The 23264-nt window shown below is 38.5% G+C and carries 20 protein-coding genes; 12 read left to right on the top strand and 8 right to left on the bottom strand.

The genetic code is table 11. The annotated features are described in order from the left end of the window. The first annotated feature begins 21 nt into the window (after positions 1 to 21). Positions 22 to 1965 carry a TRAP transporter large permease gene (locus AC0UA9_RS07910; RefSeq protein WP_475659147.1) on the top strand — a complete coding sequence of 648 codons (1944 nt, stop codon included), beginning with the start codon at positions 22 to 24 and terminating at the stop codon, positions 1963 to 1965. 424 nt (positions 1966 to 2389) lie between these two features. Next, a complete protein-coding gene (locus tag AC0UA9_RS07905) occupies positions 2390 to 3571 on the top strand; it encodes a tetratricopeptide repeat protein (RefSeq protein WP_475659146.1) in 1182 nt (393 codons plus the stop codon). Positions 3572 to 3703: 132 nt separating this feature from the next. Here the strand turns inward: AC0UA9_RS07905 and AC0UA9_RS07900 are convergent, their stop codons facing one another. Beyond that, complete coding sequence (locus AC0UA9_RS07900) at positions 3704 to 7576, bottom strand: translocation/assembly module TamB domain-containing protein (protein WP_475659145.1); 3873 nt, start codon at positions 7574 to 7576, stop codon at positions 3704 to 3706. Next, complete coding sequence (locus tag AC0UA9_RS07895) at positions 7573 to 9402, bottom strand: autotransporter assembly complex protein TamA (RefSeq protein ID WP_475659144.1); 1830 nt, start codon at positions 9400 to 9402, stop codon at positions 7573 to 7575. The genes AC0UA9_RS07900 and AC0UA9_RS07895 overlap by 4 nt, the downstream gene beginning before the upstream one ends. A gap of 241 nt (positions 9403 to 9643) precedes the next feature. On the opposite strand from AC0UA9_RS07895, the gene AC0UA9_RS07890 reads away from it, so the two are divergent. Further along, a complete protein-coding gene (locus AC0UA9_RS07890; RefSeq protein ID WP_475659143.1) occupies positions 9644 to 9847 on the top strand; it encodes a (2Fe-2S)-binding protein in 204 nt (67 codons plus the stop codon). 80 nt (positions 9848 to 9927) lie between these two features. Continuing rightward, entirely contained in the window at positions 9928 to 10308 is a 381-nt protein-coding gene (locus AC0UA9_RS07885; RefSeq protein WP_475659142.1) for a VOC family protein, read from the top strand. A gap of 34 nt (positions 10309 to 10342) precedes the next feature. On the opposite strand, the gene AC0UA9_RS07880 is transcribed toward AC0UA9_RS07885, so the two are convergent. Continuing rightward, a complete protein-coding gene (locus AC0UA9_RS07880; protein ID WP_475659141.1) occupies positions 10343 to 10648 on the bottom strand; it encodes a hypothetical protein in 306 nt (101 codons plus the stop codon). A 241-nt stretch (positions 10649 to 10889) separates the two neighbouring features. On the opposite strand from AC0UA9_RS07880, the gene AC0UA9_RS07875 reads away from it, so the two are divergent. The 3 genes from AC0UA9_RS07875 (at position 10890) to AC0UA9_RS07865 (ending at position 13992) form a co-directional block, all read left to right on the top strand. Continuing rightward, a complete protein-coding gene (locus AC0UA9_RS07875) occupies positions 10890 to 11660 on the top strand; it encodes a SapC family protein (protein WP_475659140.1) in 771 nt (256 codons plus the stop codon). A gap of 141 nt (positions 11661 to 11801) precedes the next feature. Continuing rightward, positions 11802 to 13298 (top strand): hypothetical protein, encoded by a 1497-nt coding sequence (locus AC0UA9_RS07870; RefSeq protein ID WP_475659139.1) that lies wholly within the window; start codon positions 11802 to 11804, stop codon positions 13296 to 13298. A 94-nt stretch (positions 13299 to 13392) separates the two neighbouring features. Then, positions 13393 to 13992: a YjaG family protein gene (locus tag AC0UA9_RS07865; RefSeq protein WP_475659138.1), complete on the top strand. Its 600-nt coding sequence runs from the start codon at positions 13393 to 13395 to the stop codon at positions 13990 to 13992. A gap of 39 nt (positions 13993 to 14031) precedes the next feature. On the opposite strand, the gene rsmD is transcribed toward AC0UA9_RS07865, so the two are convergent. After that, positions 14032 to 14631: a 16S rRNA (guanine(966)-N(2))-methyltransferase RsmD gene (rsmD, locus tag AC0UA9_RS07860; protein ID WP_475659137.1), complete on the bottom strand. Its 600-nt coding sequence runs from the start codon at positions 14629 to 14631 to the stop codon at positions 14032 to 14034. Between the two features lie 146 nt (positions 14632 to 14777). Between rsmD and ftsY the strand changes: the two genes are divergently transcribed. From ftsY to AC0UA9_RS07835, 5 genes are all read left to right on the top strand, one after another. Beyond that, positions 14778 to 16109 (top strand): signal recognition particle-docking protein FtsY, encoded by a 1332-nt coding sequence (ftsY, locus tag AC0UA9_RS07855; protein WP_475659156.1) that lies wholly within the window; start codon positions 14778 to 14780, stop codon positions 16107 to 16109. A 90-nt stretch (positions 16110 to 16199) separates the two neighbouring features. Continuing rightward, entirely contained in the window at positions 16200 to 16898 is a 699-nt protein-coding gene (gene ftsE, locus AC0UA9_RS07850) for a cell division ATP-binding protein FtsE (RefSeq protein WP_475659136.1), read from the top strand. Next, positions 16891 to 17868 (top strand): permease-like cell division protein FtsX, encoded by a 978-nt coding sequence (gene ftsX, locus AC0UA9_RS07845; RefSeq protein WP_475659135.1) that lies wholly within the window; start codon positions 16891 to 16893, stop codon positions 17866 to 17868. Before ftsE ends, ftsX begins: the two co-directional genes overlap by 8 nt. Positions 17869 to 18114: 246 nt before the next feature. Beyond that, the gene (gene rpoH, locus AC0UA9_RS07840; RefSeq protein WP_475659134.1) at positions 18115 to 18969 is read left to right on the top strand and encodes an RNA polymerase sigma factor RpoH; all 855 of its coding nucleotides are present in this window, start codon (positions 18115 to 18117) and stop codon (positions 18967 to 18969) included. A 117-nt stretch (positions 18970 to 19086) separates the two neighbouring features. Then, complete coding sequence (locus tag AC0UA9_RS07835) at positions 19087 to 20361, top strand: mechanosensitive ion channel family protein (protein WP_475659133.1); 1275 nt, start codon at positions 19087 to 19089, stop codon at positions 20359 to 20361. 337 nt (positions 20362 to 20698) lie between these two features. Here AC0UA9_RS07835 and AC0UA9_RS07830 read toward each other — a convergent pair whose 3' ends face one another. From AC0UA9_RS07830 to AC0UA9_RS07815, 4 genes are all read right to left on the bottom strand, one after another. Beyond that, positions 20699 to 21619 carry a DUF6178 family protein gene (locus AC0UA9_RS07830; protein WP_475659132.1) on the bottom strand — a complete coding sequence of 307 codons (921 nt, stop codon included), beginning with the start codon at positions 21617 to 21619 and terminating at the stop codon, positions 20699 to 20701. A 17-nt stretch (positions 21620 to 21636) separates the two neighbouring features. Then, positions 21637 to 22284 (bottom strand): hypothetical protein, encoded by a 648-nt coding sequence (locus tag AC0UA9_RS07825; RefSeq protein WP_475659131.1) that lies wholly within the window; start codon positions 22282 to 22284, stop codon positions 21637 to 21639. 96 nt (positions 22285 to 22380) lie between these two features. After that, the gene (locus tag AC0UA9_RS07820) at positions 22381 to 22848 is read right to left on the bottom strand and encodes a hypothetical protein (protein ID WP_475659130.1); all 468 of its coding nucleotides are present in this window, start codon (positions 22846 to 22848) and stop codon (positions 22381 to 22383) included. A gap of 33 nt (positions 22849 to 22881) precedes the next feature. Next, positions 22882 to 23142, bottom strand: a complete 261-nt coding sequence (locus AC0UA9_RS07815) for a DnaJ domain-containing protein (RefSeq protein WP_475659129.1) — start codon at positions 23140 to 23142, stop codon at positions 22882 to 22884. Positions 23143 to 23264: the final 122 nt, after the last annotated feature.

The raw sequence follows: 23264 nt of genomic DNA, 5'->3' as shown, positions 1-23264 counted from the left end.
TGATACCTTGCGAGTAAAACTATGTCAGATACCCCTATGTTAGATAACAATATGTCAGATAAAAATATAGAGCACTCTACTGAAATGAAAAAAAATATAAGCATTGTTGGCGGTCTAAATAAATTTTTACAGTATTTTTTGGTAGCACTGTTAATCTCCATGACCGTAGCCATTGCTTATCAAATTACCTCTCGCTTTATTTTTAATTCACCCAGTAAATACACACAAGAATTTTTACGTTACGCGCTTATTTGGTTAGGCATTATAGGAGGAGGTTATTGCTTCTTCTCTAATAGACACTTGAACTTACCTTTATTAATAGACAATGTGTCTACTAAGATGGCAGTTAAACTTAAGCTCTTTAATGCAATAACAGTGATGTTATTTGGTTTAGCATTTTCGGTAGCCGGTACCGAATCGTTTTCTGCTAACATTGCTATGAAAACGGCAATGTTTCAAGTGCCTATTGGTTTTTTACAGTTATGTATGTTGATGTGTGGTCTTATGATCATCGCTTCACAACTTATTTCGTTAGCTAAACTATTAAAAAATGAAGCCAAACTGCTCGACTTAACTCAAGTTGTTTTAGTTATTATTTTCATTTGTGCGAGTTGTTACACTTTTGCTCAAACAAGTTTGTTTAGTGCTTGGGTGCAAAATCACATTGAGATATTTTCATTAGTTGTTTTGTTTGCCGTATTTTTCACTTTTTTAATATTAGGTACGCCGATTGCGATTGGCCTTGCAATAGCGGGGTTATTTACGCTGTCTTTACAAGTTGATTTTGCTCCGTTATTTCCGACCGCAGGGCAAACAATTTTTAATGGTTTAGACAGTTTTGGTTTTCTAGCTTTGCCCTTCTTTATTCTTGCGGGCAGTATAATGAACCAAACGGGTTTAGCAAGACGATTGATTGACTTATCTATGCTCATAGGCCGCAGAATTCCGGGTAGCTTATGGCAATCCAATGTTGTTGCAAATGGTCTTTTTGGTACCTTGTCTGGCTCTGGGATTGCTTCGGCATCTGCTATTGGAGGCATTATTACTCCTGTTGCTCGTGAACAAAAATATGACTTACCGATGACTGCGGCTGTGAATGCGGCCTCAGCCCCTTGTGGCATGCTTATTCCTCCTTCTGGTGCGCTGATTGTTTACTCATTATTAACGGGGGGCTCTGCCAGCATCATCGCCTTATTTATGGCAGGCTATATCCCAGGTATGATTATGGCGCTGTCGGTAATGCTGTATGCCTATTTCTATGCTCGTAAAAAAGGTTACCGCGCTGAAAAAGATAGTGTTGGCTGGTCAGAATCTCTCGCTGTGTTTAATCGTTCTTTGCCGAGTCTATTCATGATTGTTATTGTTATGGGAGGTATTTTAGGGGGATTATTTACCGCGATTGAAGGCTCTGGCGTCGCCGTGATTTATAGCTTAGCATTAGCTATTTTATATCGTACGATTAGCGCAAAAGTAATCTTTGATATCTTAATGGAAACCGCATTAGTTTCAGGGGTAATTCTCTTTTTAATCGCTTGTTCAGGAATGATGAGTTGGACCATGACGTTTGCCTCTATTCCTGATACTGTTTCGCACTTGATTTCTGGTTTTAGTGACAATAAACACATTGTACTATTGCTTATTGTTGCCGCGTTATTGGTTGTGGGTGTGTTTATGGATATGGCACCTGCCATGTTGATATTCACACCAATATTTTTACCTATTGTTGTCAGTTTAGGCGTTGATCCTGTTCATTTTGGAATTATATTAGTTTATGCCTTGGCGCTTGGGGTAGTAACACCACCAGTGGGCACCGTGTTGTTTGTTGCTTGCAGTATTTCAGGGCAAACAATTACGTCAGTAATAAAACCCTTGTTACCTATTTTTGGTTTACAGTTATTAGGCTTATTATTAATTACATTTTTTCCATCTATAAGTTTAATGTTGCCTAAGTTATTTGCTTTATAATATTAGTGATTACACTCTCCGCTAGCGCAGGATAAAGAGTGCTTAGGTTATTCTGAGCTGAAGATATACAAGGTTTTCAGCTTTAGCTTGAGTATGAGGTTTAAAAGAAAATAGACAACCAGCTAATAATTGTTTAGCTAAGTTTCCGGTAAATAAATATGCTGAGGCGGTTGTTATCTACAAGGTTTCTCGGTGCTCGCCAGCAATAATGCAGTTAGTGACTTGTGCAACAGGTAATTTGGCTTGCCTGCTATTATCATTTGTTTAAGGAGTGTTTTAGGTGGAGAAGCCTTTAATACTGTGAAATTTCTTAAGTTATGCAAAAGTTTAATGGATAAAAAATATAAATAATTAACAGTCTAAGTAGCAAGATGGCAATATTTGTCTTAGGCTTTGTTTATGACTCTATTTTATTGGAGCGATCATGAACACTAACTTCTACAGCATTTTATTCTGTCTGCCACTGTTGTTTGCTTGCCAAAGCAATTATTATCCCTATGTTAGCCAAGTTACTTCACCAAAAAACTTATATTTAGATAAACAGTTTCACTCGTTAACGCCGGTTTATATAGAAACAGCGCAAGAAATTTTTCAACTTAATGACAATATGCTTACTTTGGTTAAAACAAAGTTGATGAATGACCTTCCCGCTCACCAAAAGGCGTCAATTTTACTTGAACACCTTTTTAATGAAGAAAAAATAGCCTTAACGTATGACGGCAATGCTAATGTTACGGCATCACAAGCGTATGAAAGTAAGGTGGCAAACTGTATGTCTCTGACCATTATGGCGTATGCATTAGTTGAAAAAGCAGACATGAATATTAGTTTTCAAGAGGTCAATATTCCTGAGTATTGGGTAAGTAACAACCAATATAGTTTATTAACAGGGCATGTAAATTTATTAGTGAAAGAAAAGAGTCATGGTAAAAAGCATGTAATTTGGGGTGATAAAACAACGGTAATCGATTTTGACCCTTTTGTTGCCAAGAAAAGGTTTCCCTCAACTATTATTAAAAAACAAACACTGTTAGCGATGTTTTATAATAATAAAGGTGCACATGCACTTGTAAATAATAATTACCCACTAGCCTATCAATATCTTAAGCAGGCGACGCTCAGTGATGGTAATTTTTCTTCTGCTTGGGGCAACCTCGGGATTTTATATAAACTGTCGGGGTATTATGACATGGCAGAGCAAGTGTATAGCCATGCGGTTAGCTTAAACCCTGATAATCTTTCTGCGTTAGGAAATTTAGCTTTATTATTCAATAAACAAGGTCGTATTAGCGAGGCTTTACCTATTGAAAAATATATTGATAAAGTGAGAAAGAGTAACCCTTATTATCACGCCTTACTCGGTAATGAAGCCTTCTCTCATCAGTTATATCAACAGGCTTTACAGCATTACCAAAAGGCCATTCAGCTTAATGATGAGCAACATGAGTTCTACTTCGGTCTTGCTAAGGTCTATTACAAGCAGGGTAAGGTATTACTGTCGCAAAAATCAATGAAAAAAGCGGTTGCGCTAGTAAACTTAAAAGACACAAAAAAAAGCTATATTGCAAAATTAAACTTTCTTAATGAGCAACAAAGCCACTACTAATACAACCCCCCAATTAACGTGGTCAAGAAGATTAATAACTGATTAATTAGCCAAGTTGATGTAGCTGCGGGATTTCTGTGTTAATAATTGATACAGCTAAGTTAACATAACTGGGCAATATAACTGCGTTAATTAATCTATATCAAAGGAGTAGTAAATGTCGGTAGACTGTTCAATACCACTGACGATTTCTAACCAAAAGCGATTAAACATATACATTCTTACGGTTAGCTCATTTATTGGCTCGTATACACCAATGCCGTACTTTAAATAAACGCGGTTACCAATATAACCACTCACGGTTGCTTGGGTTTTATCGCCATCACCTTCGGTATCAACCGACAGATCGCTAATAAGTGATATTTTTTCAATTTTTTCAAATAAACCAATGTTATTCGTTATACCTAAGCCAAGCATTAAGCCGGCTGCTGTTGCCGCATCGCCCGTGCCAGCATCTAATCCTCGGCCGCGTACTAAGTAAGACAATATTTCAGGCATCTGCATGGTCGGCGAAGAATAAAGTTGCATACTTAAGGCGTCAGCTAAGCCAGACGCTTGTATCCCTACTTCTACATCATCCGCTTTAATATATCTGCTGGCACGTAGTTCAATATAGGGCTTATCTGCAGGGCCATTAAAGGTCAGTTCACCTTTTTCTATGCTTAGCTTTTGGCCGTAAGCTTCAAATGTGCCTTTATCTGATTGAATATTGCCAAACATCTGTAGTGGTTGTTGTTCTTTTTGGCTTACCAGTAATTGGCCAAATAAATGACTTTGTAACCCTTGGCCAGCTATTTCGAAGGCTTTGTTTACATTGACATTAACATTAGTACGAATATCAAACATTCTTGGATCTTTAACAATCGCTTGGCCATTTTCATCGACAATAATGACATCATCACTATGCTCTACGCTACCTTCAGGCAATTTTTCAATGTTATAACTACCTTCTAGTACATCAATATTGCCACTGATAGCGAGTATTTTCTCTTTAAAATAAAAATTTAAATTAGGCGACACATTCATCATGAGTTCTGGCGGAAAAACTAATGGTAGAGTATCGGCAGCTAAATTTACGTCAAAAATTAAGCTATCTTGCCAAAAAATATCACCGGTTATATTGGCTTTTTTATCTGCTAGAGAAAAACCACCAAGTAAGGTCGCATGGTTATCTTTTATGTTAAATGTGGTGAAAATATTGTCAAAACTATTCGCGTTTTGGCTTAATTTTAATTTGGCGTTATCGAGTGTTATTCCGCCATTAATGAGCGGCTTATTCAGCGTACCATTAACCTTAATATCAGCCGTTATTTTACCTTGTAGGTTAACTACCGCAGCTATAATTGACTGAAAAGGCTGTAGATTAAATTGATTCAGTACAATTTTAGCGTCAATGGGGACGTCATCAATAAAGTGAATAGCAGCGCTGGCATGAATAAGGGGGTTGTCGGGCGTATCGGTTAGCGCAAATTTACCGGTAAACAATTGGTCATCAAACGAAAAAGACAACTCACCTTGTGACCAGTGTGAAAGCTGGTATTCATCAAACTCATCGCTGGCTTTAATATAGCCTGCTGATAAATCAAAATTTGCCTTGGTTTTAATAGGCGTTTGCTGTGTCCATGTTGTTTTAATATCACCCTTAATTTTCCCAATTAACTCAGCGTTTTTGGGTAAAAATAATTTGTCTATGGTGGAAAAATCAGCATCTAAGTTAGCATAAATATCACCAGACTGACCAATTAAAGACTCTTTAGGTAAGCAAGCACTCACACCAGCCCCTTGCCAGCAGTGTTCGGACACCGTAATGCTGCTGTTGTTTAAATCAATATTTAAAGAGAAGTTTTTATCATTTTTTAGCGTTATTTTTTGATACGTGAGTAAACTTTTGTCAATAGTGCTTTGCCAGTGGCTAAAGGTATCATTTAAACGCCCGGTTAAAGAAAATTGCCCAATAAAGTCACCTAGCCAATCAACCTCTAGGTGGTGTAGTTTGGCGTCGCCCGCTAGGTTAATATTGAAATCGTCAACAGACACTATTTTATTTTCGTTCACCCACCTTAATTGGTCGTTATGCAGTGTTAGTTGCACAGTATGGTCATTCATTGGCTGATATACACCGTTAATATTCAATAGGTTGCTGTGTAGGTGTTGCCAGTTAAGCTGTGAAGTTTGGCTAGTTAAACGAATAACAGGATTGTCTTTAGCACCAGTCACGGTAAAGTTACTTTTAAAAATACCCTTGAAGTCGGGGTGCCATTGATTAAGATGATTAACCGATAAACTCCCCGTAAGATCCCAAAAAGAAGTATTAGATGCTTCGAGCGTTAGCTGGCTGTCATTAAAACTAACGAATAAACTTCCAGCCTCGACATGGCCTGAATTACTTAAGCCAATATCACTTTTTATGTTCAGATCAGTGCCATTTATTTTGCCAAATACATGCGTGTCTTTTATAGCAATAGCCCATTGCTTTTCAGACCAACTTCCTTCGCTGTTTATCTTGCCCTGTAATCGGCCATTTATTGTGTTTTTTGCTAAATTAGTCGCTAAATTAGGCAGGTTTAACACCTTAGTGTCTATGGTGGGTAAACTAATCCCGGTAGAGTTGGCTGACAATTGCCAACGAATATCATTGGCCAACACGGAAATCTCTCCTTGTAAGTCTAAGTGACTTGCTGAAGCTGTGTCGTTTAAGCGTAATTGGTCAATATCGAACACACCCTGCTGATGGTTTGCTAGTAGCTTTACCTTGGCATTATGGTAGCCATAACTGCTTAATTGACTGGTCAATTCAATGCTTTGCTTGTTTAGGTCGCCAAACAGCACTAAGTATAAGGAAGAAGGCTTGCCATATTGAGCCAAAGAGAAGGGCATTGGTATTTCGTCACCAACTAGGGTTAGGTTTAATGGCAGAGCTTGGTCAACTAAATTCAATTCGCCTTTACTGGTAAGCTGTAAGCTACCTTTGCTGCTTAACTCAAAGGCTAATTTTTCAAAAGAGCCTTCTAATGCTATATGTTGTGTGCTGTTTGATATTTCAGGCCATAGCGCTACATCATTGAGGTGACTGACTAATTGAGCCTCTATTTTATACGGCGGTTGTAATTTAGCCTTGGCGCTAAGTGCATAGAGGGAGAAACTAGCGGTTGTGGTGTTAAATTGGCTAATAGCGATATTGGTTTGAGCCCAAGTGCCACTTAGCTGATTATGTGATGACAACCACAATGGCTGCTGGCAATTTTGTTGGCAGTCTACTGCTCGTGTAACTACAACAACCTCATCAATGATGAGTTTTTCAACAATAAGCGACGTAGGTAAATAAACTTCAGGTAGCTGGGCTAAAATGCGGGTTAATTGGGGCTCTGAGCTGGTACTGCTTGGTGTAACTTCTTGTTTAAGTAGTACTGTTAACTGAGCAATTGAAGGCTGTAACAGTGAAAATTCACGCTTTTTAACGGCTAATTTAGTCATAAATTGCTGAGCACTAACTTCAGTATCATTAATCACTAGGTGCAATTTATTTACTGCTACCGTATCAGCGTTAATAGCAAAGGGCATTTCAAATAATGTGTTGTCAGCCACGTCACTTACCGGTATTTCGTTAGTTGCGTCGTCTAGGTAACGTAAAGAAAAGGTTTCGGCTGTTAGTGATGTTATACACAAGGTTTTTTTCCATGCGCAAGAAAAGTCAACGTTTGTTGATAAGCCTTTAATATCAATATCTAGCGGTGCTAACGACAACTGAAAGCGGTTGAGTTGAACATCTCGCACTAATGAACCGCTGCGGTAATCAATGGTTACTCCGTTAACATGATTAAGTAAAGCTAACGTTAATTTAGTGCCCCATGGAGTTGTTAATAATATGGTAACCAAACAAAAACCTAAAGTGACGTACTTGGCTAGAGCAAAGCTTAAGCGAGACCAAGTTATTGCCTTGTGCCAGCGACTTTTTCGACTAAAAATCATTAGGTTGCGCCATGTTTTTGTGTTAAGAAAACTCATAGTTCTGCACCTAAATTAATATGTAAGCGCCAATTGGCATCTTCGTTATCAAAACCACGAGCAAATTCTATTTTTATAGCGCCCACAGGCGAAATATAGTGTATTCCAGCGCCAAAAGAATAAACAGGTTCAAAGCTCCCCTTATTCGTCACACTGCCACCATCAGTAAACATGGCAAGACGCCATTGTTTATTTAAATAATATTGATATTCAACACTTGCCACAGCCAATCGCGTACCACCTACAACAATGTATTCACTTTCATCAGGGTTGGACGATGCTGGTATTGTTGGGCCTATTGACTGATAAGAAAATCCCCGAATACTTTGGTCGCCGCCGGCATAAAAGCGTAGTGACGGGGCCAACTGGGCATCTCTGTCGATATAAATAGCGCCCAGTTCAGCCCGAGCGACTAACCTATGGTTTGGCTTTAACGTTGTTATATAGTTCCATTGCCCGTGAATTCTGAAAAAGGTATTATCAGAGCCTGCTTGCAAATGTGCAGCTTCAATATTATAGGTTTGTCGAAAGCCAGAGCTTGGGTCTAAAGCAAAGCCTTTTCGCGTGGTTTTAGACCAGGTTACACCAGGTATAATATATTGCGTATTATCTTCTTCGGCCCAAAGAATGTTTGGTTTGTTTTCATCTAGGTCATATTGCCAAGACTCCAAATGAACCCGTGTATAAAGCTCTCTATTCCAGTTGCTTTCTCTAACAACTTGGCCAACTTGGGCAGAATAAAACTTTGTGACAAAGTCAGCATAATCTTCATTTTCAACGGCTATTTTAAACTGTAAAACATCTTCAAAAGGGTGGCTTAAAGGAATACTGTAAATAAATTTTCCCGTAGGGTTTATCTTAGAATACTTAATTTTAGTTTCTTGAAAGTGCCCATATTTATTAATAATAGGTGTACGCCAGCCTGCAGATAAGCGAAAGTCAGTATCAGTCGCGTACCCTATACCTAAATCAAAATGATGGCTTTTGGCTGGCTTTAATGACACATTTACCGGTACAACGTATTGCTCTTTATCTTTATCAATTATAGGGTCTTGGGGGATAGCAAGCGCACTGCCAAAGTATTGAGTAGATTGTAATTGATGCTGCAATTTATGCATGTTATTTGTGCTGTAATAGGTGCCCGGCTTAAAGGGAACCAAGCTTGTTAATAGCGTAGGGGTTAGCTCAAACTCAGCAAAGGTAACCTCACCAAACCGGTAGCGTGGACCACTGTCATAACTGATCGTAATGTCAGCTAAGCGATAATCATTTTTAATGGTGATATTGCTTTGAGTTAAGTTGCCATCAAAATACCCACGCTGCAGCGCTAACGATAATAGCGCAGATTTTAATGCTTCATAGTTACCATGATTAAGGTTATCGCCTTGCTGTAACCCCTGTTGGGCGATTAACGTGGTAAATGTCGGGTCGTACTGCGCATCGCCACTTATCTGTATGTTCACTTGATCGAGTATGGTTGGCTGCGGTAATAAAACAGTGAGCGTTAATGACCAAGGGTTTTTATTAACAGCCATGGCAATATCCGCTTGATAATACCCTAGCGACTGTAATGCCTTGTTAGCGTTATCTTTGGCACTATAAATAAACGCAGAGCGCTCTAAATCATTGTCGGGTAGTGTACCTAAGTAAGCACGAATATTTTTTTCCACAGCTTTTGGTAGTTCACCATTAATTGTGACAGTTAAATTACTTGCATACACCCTATGAGACAAACTAAAAAATACAAAAAGAATGATTAATAGGTTAACGCGACAATAAAAAAACAGTTTGATGGTGTTGAAGAGGTTGGTAATATTCAAAGCCATTAAGTCGATAACATTCCTAAATTTGATCTTGCGGTGGTTTGAGATAGCCCTATAAATGTTACGCTATTATAGCCCCAGTGACTACGGTATATATGTAACAGAAAGCACAATACAATTTACTATCAACGTGTATTATGGTTGTTATCTTAAGCGCTAAAGAAATTACCATTATAAGCACAATAAACGTTAAAATGGCTGTGATGGTGTTACTTCAGTACACATTTAAGGGTATTTTAGAACAATGGACGCACACAGAAAAGCATTAGACCCAACACTTGTCTGTACTTGTAGTGATTTATATATTGACCAAATTGAAGAAGCCATACTTGATGGCGAAGATGATTATGTTGAAATCATGCAGTACAATCATACCTTTCCACGTTGTGGTGAATGCAACGTTCATGTTGGTGAAATTGTAACCAAAATAGAACAGAAAAACACTTAACCTAAACTTGACGTAAAATAGCGGAATACTGCAGAATATTTTACACAGTGAAACAACCGAAAACTTCAATAGGAGTATAAATGTTTAGTCATATCATGATAGGTGCTAACGATGTTCAAGCATCAAAAAAATTCTACGATGCCATTTTGGCTGAATTAGGCCACAAACCTGGCGTTATGGATGAAAAAGGCCGTTGCTTTTACTTTACCAATACAGGCGTTTTTGCACTCACTAAACCTATTGATGGCGGTGAAGCAAGCCATGGTAATGGCAGCACTATTGGTTTTGCAGCGGGCTCTCCGAAAGAAGCAGACGCATGGCATGCTGCAGGTTTAAAACATGGTGGAGCGTCTTGTGAAAATGAACCAGGTGTAAGAAAAGGTACAATAGGTGACCTTTACCTGGCTTATCTTAGAGACCCTTCGGGTAATAAGGTCTGTGCCCTACACCGTGTAAGTTAATACCCTTCTTTTACCGTAATAGTTTAAGGGGGCTTTATTTGGACGGGTGGTTAGGATATAAATATAAGTAATCGCACCAAGTACTAAAGTTACTGTAATTAAAGCGTGGATCAGTTGCTTTATACCACACTGAAGATTGGCGAGCAGGTAAGCGAAAATAAAGTTTATAGCCATCAATAGCAACAGAGCAAATTAAGGTTTCAATGGTTTGATTACTTACTTGTATTTGCGCTAAATTTTGCTCATTACGTTGGTGTTGCACCGTAAACCTAGGTTGGGATAATGCCGGCAGTGACACCAGTAACACACTAAAACAGAATAATGTTTTTACGAAAATCATTTTATTAGTTAATTCCTTTATCTTGAATAAACGGTTAAAAATTAACAAATAAATTAATATTTGATAAATTATTTTAATTTTAGCATTGAAAGCGAAAAAGCAGCCTCCATAACTTACTTACACCGAAAAAAAGAACGCAGTAATTAATTTCACTGATTCAATTACACAATTATAAAAACGTGCTTTTATATTCAAAACGCAAACAGTGTATGAATAATAGCACCAAACAAGAGAATAAATCATGGCGAACTTCGTTCCAGTAAGAAAAGAACAACATCAAAATTTAAAAATTGCTAATACACGTAATATCTCACACGTTGCTGGTCAGCATATTATTCCTGTTGCGGCAGTTGAATATGCACAAGCCTCTTCAAGCTTCCCTCTTGTTTTAGTTAAAAACCCAGACTCAGAGCGCTTTCGTAGTGTGGCCATGTTAGGTTTAGAAGCAGGCGAAAACTTATTTTTGCAAGACGATAAATGGACAGCACTATCAATGCCGCAAAGCATTTCAATGGTGCCTTTTTCTCTTGGTTTAGACCCAGACAAAGAAAACACGTTAACAGCTTGTATTGATCTAGACAGCGAATTTGTTGGTGAAGATAAAGAACTAGCGTTATTTGAAGAAGACGGCAAAGAATCAGAAGTACTTACTAACGTACAGCAAGCTTTAGGGCGTTTGTATGACAATGAACGTATGACAGAAAACTTCATTAAAGAAATGCAAGACAACGACTTACTTCAAGACCTTGAATTAGACATCACACTCGCTACAGGTGAAAAAAAGAAACTCGTCGGCATCAGTACGATTAATGAAGATAAAATTAAAAATTTATCTGACGACAAAGTGCTTGATTTTCATAAGCGCGGTTTATTTGTCCCCATTTATTCAATGTTAAGTTCATTAACACAAATAAACAACCTCGTTAAATTACGTAACCTTTCTTCTGGCGCTAAAGTTGCAAATGTACAAATAATTCCAGTTAAAAGTGAAGAAGCTGTTGCAGAAAGCTAATTTATAACCACATATTTTATAAATAAAAAAGGAGCTTATGCTCCTTTTTTTGTTGAAAAATTAAATAAAAGCATTTGTGTATTTAGATATAGTCATTCTTGTGCTAATTTATTAAGTATAAAAATAGGAGAGTGATAGATAATGGAAAAAAATAATAAACTTTCTAAAGAAGTAGAAGAGCAAATACAAGGCTTAGCAAGCGAAGTTTATATTCAAATTGAAGAAAAACTAACCCAGCTTATTACTGCGGCCACACCTACCATAGCGAGCAAAGAAGTAAACGTGGAGCAAACACCCGCTTATTTAGCGCTGCAGAATAACTTACAAGAAAATCAGCAACAGTTTACAGCAAAAAACAAAAGCCTCACCGATAAAATTAATCAGCTAGAACAAAATGTTGCTAATTTACAAAACCAGTTAACTGACGAGCAAAATAAAGCGGCTAAAACGCAAGTAGCCTTGCAAGCAACAGATGAAAAATCAGATAAAAAATTATCCGATCTCAGTGCAGAATTAACAGCAGAAAAAAATACAGTTAAGCAACAATTAGACGAACAAAAAGCAAAGCAGCAGGCGAGTGAGCAAACGCTTAAAGCAGAATTAACAGCCAAAACACAAGAAATTACCAAACTTAACGAGCAACTAACCCAAGCAGCGGCAGTGGCAAAGCAAAGTGAAGCAGCCCGTGGCAGCCAATTAAGTGAATTAAAACAAGAGATTACAAAGCTTAACGAGCAACTAACCCAGGCAGCGGCAGCGACAAAGCAAAGTGAAATAGCCTATAGCAGCCAATTAAGTGAATCAAAACAAGAGATTACAAAGCTTAACGAGCAATTAACCCAGGCAGCGGCAACGGCAAAGCAAAGTGAAACAGCCTATGACAGTCAGTTAAGTGAGTCAAAACAAGAGGTTATAAAACTTAATGAGCAATTAACCCAGGCAGCGGCAACGGCAAAGCAAAGTGAAACAGCCCATGACAGCCAATTAAATGAGTTGAAACAGACATTTGACAAAAAAATAACCACAATCAATGAGCAACAACAAAAAACAGAAAGTGAGCTAGCAAAACAGACTAAAGCATTGGCCGAACAACTAGCTAAGCAAGCACCTTTAGAAGAGCAAATAAAACAACAAGCCAGCGCGTTGAAAAATCATCAAGTAGAACTCAATAAACTGATTGAACAAAAAACGCAATTACAAGCACAACATGAAGCCGAACAAAAAAGCTTTTCAGAGAAAACACGAGTACAACAAAAAGAGCAACAAGAGGCGATAGAAAAAATAACGCAATTAGAGAAAAAAAATGAAGAGTTAGCAGCTAACTTACAATCAGGGCAAGCAAGCCTTAACGCGGCTGAGAAAGAAATTGCATCACTAACCTCGCAGGTAGCCTCAGCTAAAAAAGAACAAGCAGAAACACTGGCGCGTTTACGCGCAAACCGAGACAAGCAAGAGTCAGACAACGATAAAGTGCGAGAAACAATTAAACAATTGCGCGATGCAAACAGTGAAATAAGCGCACAAAAACAAGAGAAAAAAGAGAAGTTTATGGAACAAATACATGAACTAGAAAACAAGGTTACTGAGTATCGCTTAAAGTTTGAATACGCACAAAAACAATTAATGCAAACCAGTTAATGCTAAATAAATTATTTTCACTAAAGTGATAACCTCGTTTATAATACAACCTTTGCCGCCCTTATTTTAACTGTAGACTATAATCGAGAAAAACTTGGCCATTAATTTTCCTTTTGTAAAACTAAGTCACTGGCAACAAGTGGCTTTTGCTAGCGCGCTACTTGAACGAATGTTACCAAACTATCAAATGTTTAGTGAAAGTAGTCAGTTTGGTGATTATACTCTATTAAGAAATCAGCTTGATATAGTGTGGCAGTGGCTAGACAAAAATAACCGCGTTAAAATTAATATTGACGCGCAACTGAATAAGCTAGAAGAACAAACCCCAAATCCCGAAGCGTTTGACACCTTTGGTGTTTTGCCAGCCCTTGACGTTTGCATGGCAATGATGTCTTTATTGCAGTTAATTCAGTCTAATGGTGCAGACAAAGGCCATAAAGACATTACCAGTGTGAGTTTATTGTCACATAATAGTGTGAGTTACTATGTCGAGTTATTACTCACAGACGAAGGCATCACCGACATACAAGCTAGCACCATTAGTGAACACCCTTTAGCCGTGTGGGAAAAAGAAACGCAATATGAATTGTTTGACTTTTTAAAACTTGCTGCTGAAAATAAACGCTCATGCCAACTAGCAAAAGCAATGGTGTTGTCTGAAGGCTTATCTAATCTTGGTATAGAAATTAACTAACGTTGTGCAAATAATCAAAAGCATTAACAGAGCTAAATGTTAATGCGCGTTTGCAGCCGTGTGTTGATACAAACGATACGCCACTTGTCCAGCAATCTTTTCTCTCAATAATTGCCAGTTACGAGGTAAGCTTTGCTCTCCTTGCGCCTCCATCTCAACATAAATTAAAGCATTGTCGTTTAACCAGCCGCCATTTAACAGTTCGCTGGTTTGCGTAATGAAGCTTTGTCTAAAGGGAGGGTCAATAAAAACAATGTCAAATTTTATTGTAGAAGGCGTTTTTAAAAACATTAAGGTGTCGGTATTATAAATAGTAATATCGTCAGACTGCAGTAATTGTTTATTGACTAATAATTGCTTTGCTGCTGCTTTATTTAACTCAATTAAATTAACTACTGCTGCGCCACGAGACAAGGCCTCAAAACCTAAACTTCCCGCTCCGGCAAAACAATCTAAACATTTTGCACCATAAATATATGGCATTAGCCAATTAAAGAGTGTCTCTTTTACACGGTCTGCAGTGGGGCGTAGGCCATCAGCGGTTAATACTGGTAGTTTTCGGCCCTTATGTTTACCAGAAATAATACGGATATTTCCAGGCGCAGCCTTTTTGTTTTGTTGTTTTCTACCTTTGCTCATATCACTGACAGCTATCATTTTTAATGCTAATATAATGTCAATTTTACACCATAATGATATCCAAGCGAACAGAAACCTTTAGTTGAATTCGCTTAGGTACACTAATAACTGTTAGGTCGAATAAAGTGACTAAGAAAAAAAAGGGTATGTTTTCCTGGCTAGGTTTTGGCCAGAGTAAAAAAGATCAAACGGTTGATGAAAATAACACATCCGCAGATCAAACGATTGTCGACCAGGAAGTTATTGATAAATCAACAGAAACTGATGCTACTGTGCAAAATGTAGTGCCAGATGTCGTCGAGAAAGAAGCAGGGGAAATAGCGCCGCAAGTCGCTGAAGTGGCAGCCGCAGAGCCGTTGAACACAGCAGAGGCTAAAGTAGATAAACCAGTAGCGCAGGTTGAGCCTGTTGAATTAACTGAAGCTACTGACGAAAATGATCCAGTTGACCCAGTTGATCCTATAGAAGTCACTGAAGAACCTGCATTGGTTGAGGAGGCGAGCACAGCACCAGTAGCGCAGCCAGAAGTGATTAAACCGGCTAAAGGTGATGCCAAAGTTGGCTTTTTTGCCCGCTTAAAGCAAGGGTTAAGTAAAACACGCAACAACTTAGGTGGGGGCTTATTTGATCTATTTCGCGGCAAACAAATTGACGACGATTTATTTGAAGAGCTAGAAACACACTTGCTAATGGCAGATGTTGGCGTTGAAACCACGCTAAAAATTATTGACTCACTGACACAAAGCGCTAACCGAAAGCAACTAAAAAACGCTGAAGCACTTTATGAGTTATTAAAAGTAGAACTAAAAAAGGTCATTGAACAAGCTGCGCAGCCATTAACTATTCCTGAGGCTGATGGTCCGTTTGTTATGTTAATGGTAGGTGTGAACGGGGTGGGTAAAACCACTACCATTGGTAAACTAGCTAAACAGTACCAGGCACAAGGTAAGTCGGTTATGCTAGCTGCAGGTGACACCTTCAGAGCCGCAGCAGTAGAGCAATTAGAAGTTTGGGGTGAGCGCAACAATATTCCCGTGATTGCCCAGCATACTGGCGCAGACAGCGCTTCAGTTATTTTTGATGCAATTAGCGCTGCAAAAGCGCGTAATGTTGATATTATTATTGCTGACACCGCAGGGCGTTTGCAAAATAAAGCGCACTTAATGGAAGAGTTGAAAAAAGTGGTGCGAGTAATGAAAAAACTCGATGTAAATGCTCCCCATGAAGTCATGTTAACCCTTGATGCTGGCACCGGCCAAAATGCGCTAAGTCAAACAAAGCTGTTTAACGAAGCTGTAGGGTTAACGGGATTAACCCTGACCAAGCTTGACGGAACAGCCAAAGGTGGCGTTGTGTTTGCTATTGCCGACCAATATAACATTCCTATTCGTTATTTAGGGGTTGGTGAAGGCATTGACGACCTTCGCCCATTTAATAGTGATGACTTTATCGATGCCTTGTTTACCAAAGAACAATAGGTTGGTATTTATTCCAACAATGTTATTCAAGCTATCAATACAGGGTAAACTCAAGCCAACAAGACAGCTTAAGAGCGAAAAATAATAATTATGATTAGCTTTAACCATGTGAATAAAACCTATCCCGGCGGCTTTTTGGCTTTAAAGCGAGTAAGCTTCAGTTTAGCCGCTGGCGAAATGGCCTTTCTCACCGGTCATTCTGGCGCAGGTAAAAGTACATTATTAAAACTAATTTCTATGATGGAAAAGCCTAGCTCGGGCAGTATACTAGTAAACAACACTGAGCTTGCTAGCATTACCTACAAACAAATTCCCTATGTTCGTCGTGGTATTGGTATGATATTTCAAAGCCATAACCTCCTAAAGGACAGAACCATCTTTGACAATGTCGCCTTACCGCTAATCATTGAAGGAGTTAGTCACCGCGAAATTAAAAAACGTGTTGAAACCGCATTAGAAAAAGTACACCTAGGTTCAAAGTTAAAATGTTTTCCTCATATGCTGTCCGGAGGGGAACAACAAAGAGTCGGTATTGCGCGCGCTATTGTGAACAAGCCACCAATATTATTGGCCGATGAACCCACAGGTAATTTAGATCCTAAACTATCGCTTGATATTATTAGCCTTTTTGAAGAGTTTAATGCCGCAGGTGTTACGGTGCTTATTGCCACGCATGACCTTGGCTTAATCGCCCGCATGAGGTATCGCACCTTGACACTAAAAGAAGGCACTATGATCAACGACGGTATTGTTGACGGCCTACACACTCAAGGGGGTGCTTATGAGTAACAATTTGCACTCAAGTGGCTTAAGCCAGCGTAATTCTCTCATAGGCCGGCTTTTAACCTTACCTATTCGCCATGTACAGCAAGCCATTGGCAGTTTAGGTGACCTATGGCGTACACCGTTTACCTCTGTGATGACGGTATTTGTGCTAGGGATTAGTTTAGCCTTACCCGCAACATTACATTTATTTGTCAAAAATGCAGAGCAGGTCAGTGAGCAATGGGACAGTGCCTCACAAATCACCTTATTTTTAAAATTGTCGACAAGTGATAAAAGCGCCCAAAACTTAGTGAAGCGCATTAAACTTTATGCGGAGGTGAGTGACGTTCAGTATATTTCAGCAACACAAGCCTTAAAAGAATTCAAAATACTATCAGGCTTTGGGCAATCCCTTGAGTATTTAGACGAAAACCCATTACCCGCTACAGTACTGGTTACACCAACAGCCAGGGCTAGCCAAGCAAGTGCGGCCAATGAGCTATTAGTGAAACTAAGGCAAGAACGTGAAGTTGACCAAGGTAAGCTTGACCTTGAATGGTTAACACGCTTAGAAGCAATTGCACAATTAATAGAAGACATTGTGATTGGTGTAGCTTTGCTATTATGTACATCGGTTGTACTAATTGTGGGTAATACCATTCGTTTAGCTATTTTAAACCAAAAAGATGCCATTGCAGTCATGAAACTTGTTGGCGCAACCGACAGCTTTATTCAAAGACCATTTCTATACAGCGGCATGTGGTACGGCATTTTTGGAGGCTTACTGTCTTGGCTAGCAGTAGCCATACTGGCACAATATTTAACTGACGGTATAACTAAATTAACAGATTTATACCAAAGTAATTTTCAACTACAAGGGTTAGAGTTTACGGAAGCCTTATTGTTAATAGCCATTGCTGTTGTACTAGGTTTAGCAGGTAGTTATATATCAGTACGTAAGCATATACGCGCTATTGAGCCCAACGCAGAATAAAGTTTTATTCAACCGACTTGAAATTACACACTTCTTAACAAATATTTAATCAAATTAATGAAAGATCATCTTGTTTTGCCCTTTCTATTAAGATAGTGTTTGTCATCGCTCAAATTTACTAGTAAGAGGCTAATAGTTAATTGGCTTGATTTATGTTATAATACCGAGCGAATATGAATCCGATCCTAGGTATTAAATTTAAGTAAAAGTGAAGTAAAAAAATATTAATGAATTTGAGGTAATTATATGAGTAATACAATGCAGCTTACAGTACCACGTAGTGGCAGTATTGAATCTTACATGCAATCAGCGTATAGCATTCCTATGCTTAGCGCAGAAGAAGAAAAAGATCTCGCGACTCGCCTCTATAATGAAAATGACCTTGAAGCAGCACAAAAGCTTATAATGTCACACTTACGTTTTGTTATTCATATAGCTAAAGGTTATTCAGGCTATGGTTTAGCACAGGCTGATTTAGTACAAGAAGGAAACGTGGGCCTCATGAAGGCCGTTAAACGTTTTAACCCTGAAGTGGGTGTGCGTCTAGTGTCATTTGCTGTGCACTGGATCAAAGCAGAAATTCACGAATTTGTTCTGAAAAACTGGCGTATAGTGAAAGTAGCAACCACCAAAGCACAACGTAAACTCTTCTTTAACCTACGTAAAAATAAAAAGCGTTTGGGTTGGTTTAGCAATGATGAAGTTAACACAGTCGCAGAAACCTTAGGTGTAAGCACTAAAGACGTCTTGGAAATGGAAAGCCGCATGAGTAACCATGACCAAGCATTTGAATTATCTTCAGATGAAGATGACGGTGGCAGTACAAGTAATTTCTCACCTGCTTTATACCTTGAAGATAAGCAGTCAGACATCGCGGTTGAAATAGAAAATACCAACTGGGAAAACCATGCTAATACTCGTTTATCAACTGCATTAGTGGCATTAGATGAACGTAGCCAAGATATTATTAACAAGCGTTGGTTAGCAGAAGACAAAACCACCTTGCAAGACTTAGCAAGCAAATATCAAATCTCGGCTGAGCGTGTGCGTCAATTAGAAAAAAATGCCTTAAACAAACTGAAAAGCACGATGGTTTTATAAGTATTTTTGTTAATAAGGTTTATCGTAGTATAAAAAACCGGCTAAGGCCGGTTTTTTTAATGTGTAAAAATGTAAATTAGCGTGGAAAGTTAATAAAAGAATAGGTAGAGATAAATAATGACGGAGATCAGATCGCAAATAAAAGCATATTTTCTAACCTGGTTTGAACAATACCTACCAGGTAACAATTACTTATGGTACGACATACTTGTACTACTTTGGATCGCCACCTTTGCCATCGCATTGCATTATTTTCTTAGAAGCTTAGCTAAGTACTTTCTTAAAACACGCTTTTCAATATTAGATAAAAGGCATGAGCAAAGTGCTACGGCAAAATTAACTTTACAGTTAGTTAACAGGCTTTCATTCATTTTTCAGGGTGTTGTCGTTGTTACTCAAGCGCAACTCTGGTTAACAGAAGGCGTGGCTTTTTTACATATCATTGCGTTAGTCACAGACCAGTGGATAATTATCTATTCGTTATTGTCGTTGTTTACAGCATTAGATATTGTGCAAGTAATAGCTGACAAGCGCTCTAGCCAAGTACATTTCCCAATAAGAGGAATTCTACAAACCATAAAGCTAATTGCCAGTATTTTAACGGGTATTCTTATCGTGTCGCTGCTTATGGACAAGTCCCCCCTTATCTTACTTAGTGGTTTAGGAGCTTTGTCTGCGGTAATGTTGTTGGTCTTTAAAGACCCTATTTTAGGCCTAGTGGCGGGTATACAACTGTCGGCAAATAATATGTTGGCAGTCGGTGATTGGCTTGAAATGCCAAAATATGGCGCAGACGGAGATGTAATAGATATTGCCTTAACAACGGTCAAGGTAAGAAACTGGGATAAAACCATAACCACCATTCCAACCTATGCGCTTATTTCAGACTCCTTTAAAAACTGGCGAGGCATGTCTGAATCAGGCGGTAGAAGAATAAAGCGTAGTATTAAGCTTGAAATGAGCAGCGTTTGCTTCTTAGACGAAAAACAAATAGCAGAACTGAAAAAAGCATCTTTATTAAGTGAATACATCACCAATAAAGTGCCGTTAATCGAAAAGGAAAACCAAGACAAAAAAGTAGATATGTCGGTATTACAAAATGGCCGTCGCCTCACCAATGTTGGCACATTTAGGCAGTATCTATTAACCTACTTAAAAAACCACCCGCATATTCATCAAAATATGACCTTGCTTGTAAGGCAGTTAAGTCCAAGTAGTGAGGGGTTGCCCATTGAAATTTATGTTTTTACCAACACGACGAATTGGGGAGAATATGAAAATATACAAGCGGATATCTTTGACCATATTATCGCGGTGTTACCAGCATTCTCACTAAGAGCGCATGAGTCACCAACAGGGAATGATATCAGGTTGCTTGCTAAGCACTCATGAAATAAGTCGTTAACCTTGTCGGGGTAAAGCCACGACCTACAAATGTGCATTAAGGTGTAGGTTGGTCTTTAGGCCAACAAAGATAAGGTACAAATATAGCTTGTCGTGCTACAGGTTTATAGTGCCAGACAAAACCTAAGTACTTACATCCGTGTAAGCAAAGCCACGAGCTACAAAGGTGCATTAAGGTGTAGGTTGGTCTTTAGGCCAACAAAGATAAGGTACAAATATACCTTGTCGGGCTACAGGTTTATAGTGCCAGACAAAACCTAAGTACTTACATCCGTGTAAGCAAAGCCACGAGCTACAGATCACTTTCAAAATGAACCCGAGTAAATCACTGCTCGTCAGGCCTTAAATAAGCAATGTCGTCATCATCATCTACATGGAAGTCGTAGCCGCCTTCAAAATCGTCATGTAATTCATTTGTCACCGTGATAGGTAATTCTAATATTTCTGGCAAAAAGTCAGTAATATTGGTTGGTTGTTTAATTAACCCAGTTAATTCATCATAAGCTAACAAACCAAGATCTTGCAGGTATTCACGTGTTGATGGCGGTAACGCTGTGCTAAAGCTTTCAATACAAGCCGCTAGCTTTATAAGCAATTTCTCTTTATCGGTTGCCGTTAGATAAGACGTTAATGCTTGATATAACGAGGTAGTAAATACTTTTTTATCGCTATCAATTAGCCGTAATGCAATGGCCGTATTAAGAAATTTTTGTAGCTCAAACATAAGCACATCTTCGTCGTGCTCAATCATGACGGTGTTAGCACTATAACTTTGAGCAATGCTCTTATGAACTCGCAATAACATAGCACTTTGGTAACCTTCACTGGCCAAGGCAGCGTGCATTTTTCTTATGTCAGAGGTATCGTTTATTGCTAAAGCGTACTGGCTAAGCGACACTTCTTCGAAATAAGATGGCGATATTTTTTTCAGCTGTGCATATTGAGCCCAGCCTGCTCTAAAGCAATAAACAATCCCTTGTGATTTAAGGATTTCTTTGGCTTTTTCAGTGTCGTTATTACAAAGGTCTAATAAACCTAAGTTACACATACCCAGTACAATTTCACAGCCTTTTTTAATTTGGTCCGCATAAATTATCGACAAGTTGTCAGAGGCTATTCGCAACGACATATCAGCCAACTGCAGTTTAGTTTTATGCATAAACTCGGCGCTGAAATAGCCATCACTCTCTCCGTCTTTTAAAACCAAAAGTAGAAAAGGGCGATTTCTTAACTGTGCAATTCTCATTTATAAATCCTAAGCAATTAAAGTGGCGCAAACATATCGTCAGTATCCATTTCAACAGCAGTGACCCTTTGTTTATTGGCGTTTTGTTTTAACGCTTTTTCAATGTTCTCAAGTGTGCCGTCTGTACTTACGGTTAATACTTCACGATATGCTTCTTCACTTAATGATTTTATTTTCATGAGTAGCTCTTCAATGCTACCGGAGGTTTGTTCTTCGTCTTCTTCAATTTCAGAAAAGTCATGGCCAACAAAGGGTAAGGACAAGTACAGCAAGCCAAAATCATCATCAACAATGGCATTTAATACCTCTAGTTGTTTTTCATTGTCATCAGAAGACAAAAAGATTTGTGTTAATAAGCTGTGAGCTTCTGTTTGTGCGCAAAATACCTGGTCTTCTTCCATGTTGGTCCAGTAGGAAGGTTCAACATTTAAGAGTTGTTTAATAGAGTCAGCGTCCATTAACCAAGTGGCTATAGAAGGTATAGTCGCGTCGTGCTCACGTACAATTTTAGCCACAGTTAAAATATCCATTTCGGTTAACACCGCTAGCATAGTGTCATCGCCCTGTTCTGCGGCTACTTTTTCTAATGCTGTACCGGCGCGTCTACCACTATGCTGTGCTTCTTCAATAATGTTACTGGCCAGAACTAATGTATTTGTTGTCAAAATAATTCCTTAAGTTTATACCGTTGTAAATTAGGTTAATAAATGAAACTAGCCACTTGGGGCTACGTTATAGCGCAAGTTGTACATCAAGGCAGCTTAGTAGTTCTCGTCGTAGTCGTCATTAGCGCTATAGTCGTCGTACTGATCATCATAGTCATCAGTGGTGTGCTTTAAAGGTGTTGCGTCATAGCTGTTATAAAAATGAATTAGCAACACTGCCGTTTTTAAATCATTTTCTGCGTGTGTCATTATTTCAGTAATACAGGCTCTGGCGTCGGCGTGAACGCCAACGCAAGGTTTTACGTCTGCCCAAGCAGGTACTTTTGTAAGCCCTATTTTTGCCAAGGCTTTGCTATCCACTCTGATTTTAGTTGATATAGCCATGGCGAGTTGATCTACCATGCCATTAAATAGTAATGGCATTTCATTCAGTTGTTGAAATAAATTCGTTAAATAATTTGACAATAAATCAGGATTTTCAGGGTCTGTTAACGACGTCATGTTCTCTAAAAATAAAGAAAAATCATCCGCCAAATAATCTGGTACTTTCACTTCGTCTTGCATTTATTCTGTTCCTAGAAAAATCATATTTACTATTTAACTTAAAGCACTTTGCCAAAAAGAGTCAGCAATTTCACGCGGGTCTGTAATGACAGTATAGTTGTCTTTAATATATAAAGAGCGCTTTTTAGGATCAGAGATCACATCATAAGCCTCTTGAATTGATTGAAACTTTTCTACAGCGTCAGTGCTGTCATTTCTGTCAGGGTGATACTTATTAGCGAGCTTTCTATAGGCTTTTTTTATTTCGACGGTTGTCGCAGCTCTGCTGACCCCTAATTGTTCAAAATAATCCATAAAATTCAACTACCTTTACTTTAATTTGGATAACAATAACCAGTAAGACAATTTTACCTAGTTAATGACAGTATGCACACCATTATGTTTGCTTAGTTAAATACGGTGTAAAGCCGATAATG

The organism is Colwellia sp. F1 (genome assembly GCF_056238625.1).
This window is presented reverse-complemented; position numbering and strand designations above follow the sequence as displayed.

Bases quoted from the DNA above. Each gene is read 5' to 3' on its own strand.
- AC0UA9_RS07885 (WP_475659142.1), top strand. From the start codon at position 9,928: ATGTTTAGTCATATCATGATAGGTGCTAACGATGTTCAAGCATCAAAA.
- AC0UA9_RS07895 (WP_475659144.1), bottom strand. From the start codon at position 9,402: ATGGCTTTGAATATTACCAACCTCTTCAACACCATCAAACTGTTTTTT.
- AC0UA9_RS07835 (WP_475659133.1), top strand. From the start codon at position 19,087: ATGACGGAGATCAGATCGCAAATAAAAGCATATTTTCTAACCTGGTTT.
- AC0UA9_RS07870 (WP_475659139.1), top strand. From the start codon at position 11,802: ATGGAAAAAAATAATAAACTTTCTAAAGAAGTAGAAGAGCAAATACAA.
- ftsY (WP_475659156.1), top strand. From the start codon at position 14,778: ATGTTTTCCTGGCTAGGTTTTGGCCAGAGTAAAAAAGATCAAACGGTT.
- ftsE (WP_475659136.1), top strand. From the start codon at position 16,200: ATGATTAGCTTTAACCATGTGAATAAAACCTATCCCGGCGGCTTTTTG.
- AC0UA9_RS07815 (WP_475659129.1), bottom strand. From the start codon at position 23,142: ATGGATTATTTTGAACAATTAGGGGTCAGCAGAGCTGCGACAACCGTC.
- AC0UA9_RS07910 (WP_475659147.1), top strand. From the start codon at position 22: ATGTCAGATACCCCTATGTTAGATAACAATATGTCAGATAAAAATATA.
- AC0UA9_RS07900 (WP_475659145.1), bottom strand. From the start codon at position 7,576: ATGAGTTTTCTTAACACAAAAACATGGCGCAACCTAATGATTTTTAGT.
- AC0UA9_RS07875 (WP_475659140.1), top strand. From the start codon at position 10,890: ATGGCGAACTTCGTTCCAGTAAGAAAAGAACAACATCAAAATTTAAAA.
- ftsX (WP_475659135.1), top strand. From the start codon at position 16,891: ATGAGTAACAATTTGCACTCAAGTGGCTTAAGCCAGCGTAATTCTCTC.
- AC0UA9_RS07905 (WP_475659146.1), top strand. From the start codon at position 2,390: ATGAACACTAACTTCTACAGCATTTTATTCTGTCTGCCACTGTTGTTT.
- AC0UA9_RS07890 (WP_475659143.1), top strand. From the start codon at position 9,644: ATGGACGCACACAGAAAAGCATTAGACCCAACACTTGTCTGTACTTGT.
- rsmD (WP_475659137.1), bottom strand. From the start codon at position 14,631: ATGAGCAAAGGTAGAAAACAACAAAACAAAAAGGCTGCGCCTGGAAAT.
- AC0UA9_RS07830 (WP_475659132.1), bottom strand. From the start codon at position 21,619: ATGAGAATTGCACAGTTAAGAAATCGCCCTTTTCTACTTTTGGTTTTA.
- AC0UA9_RS07820 (WP_475659130.1), bottom strand. From the start codon at position 22,848: ATGCAAGACGAAGTGAAAGTACCAGATTATTTGGCGGATGATTTTTCT.
- AC0UA9_RS07880 (WP_475659141.1), bottom strand. From the start codon at position 10,648: ATGATTTTCGTAAAAACATTATTCTGTTTTAGTGTGTTACTGGTGTCA.
- rpoH (WP_475659134.1), top strand. From the start codon at position 18,115: ATGAGTAATACAATGCAGCTTACAGTACCACGTAGTGGCAGTATTGAA.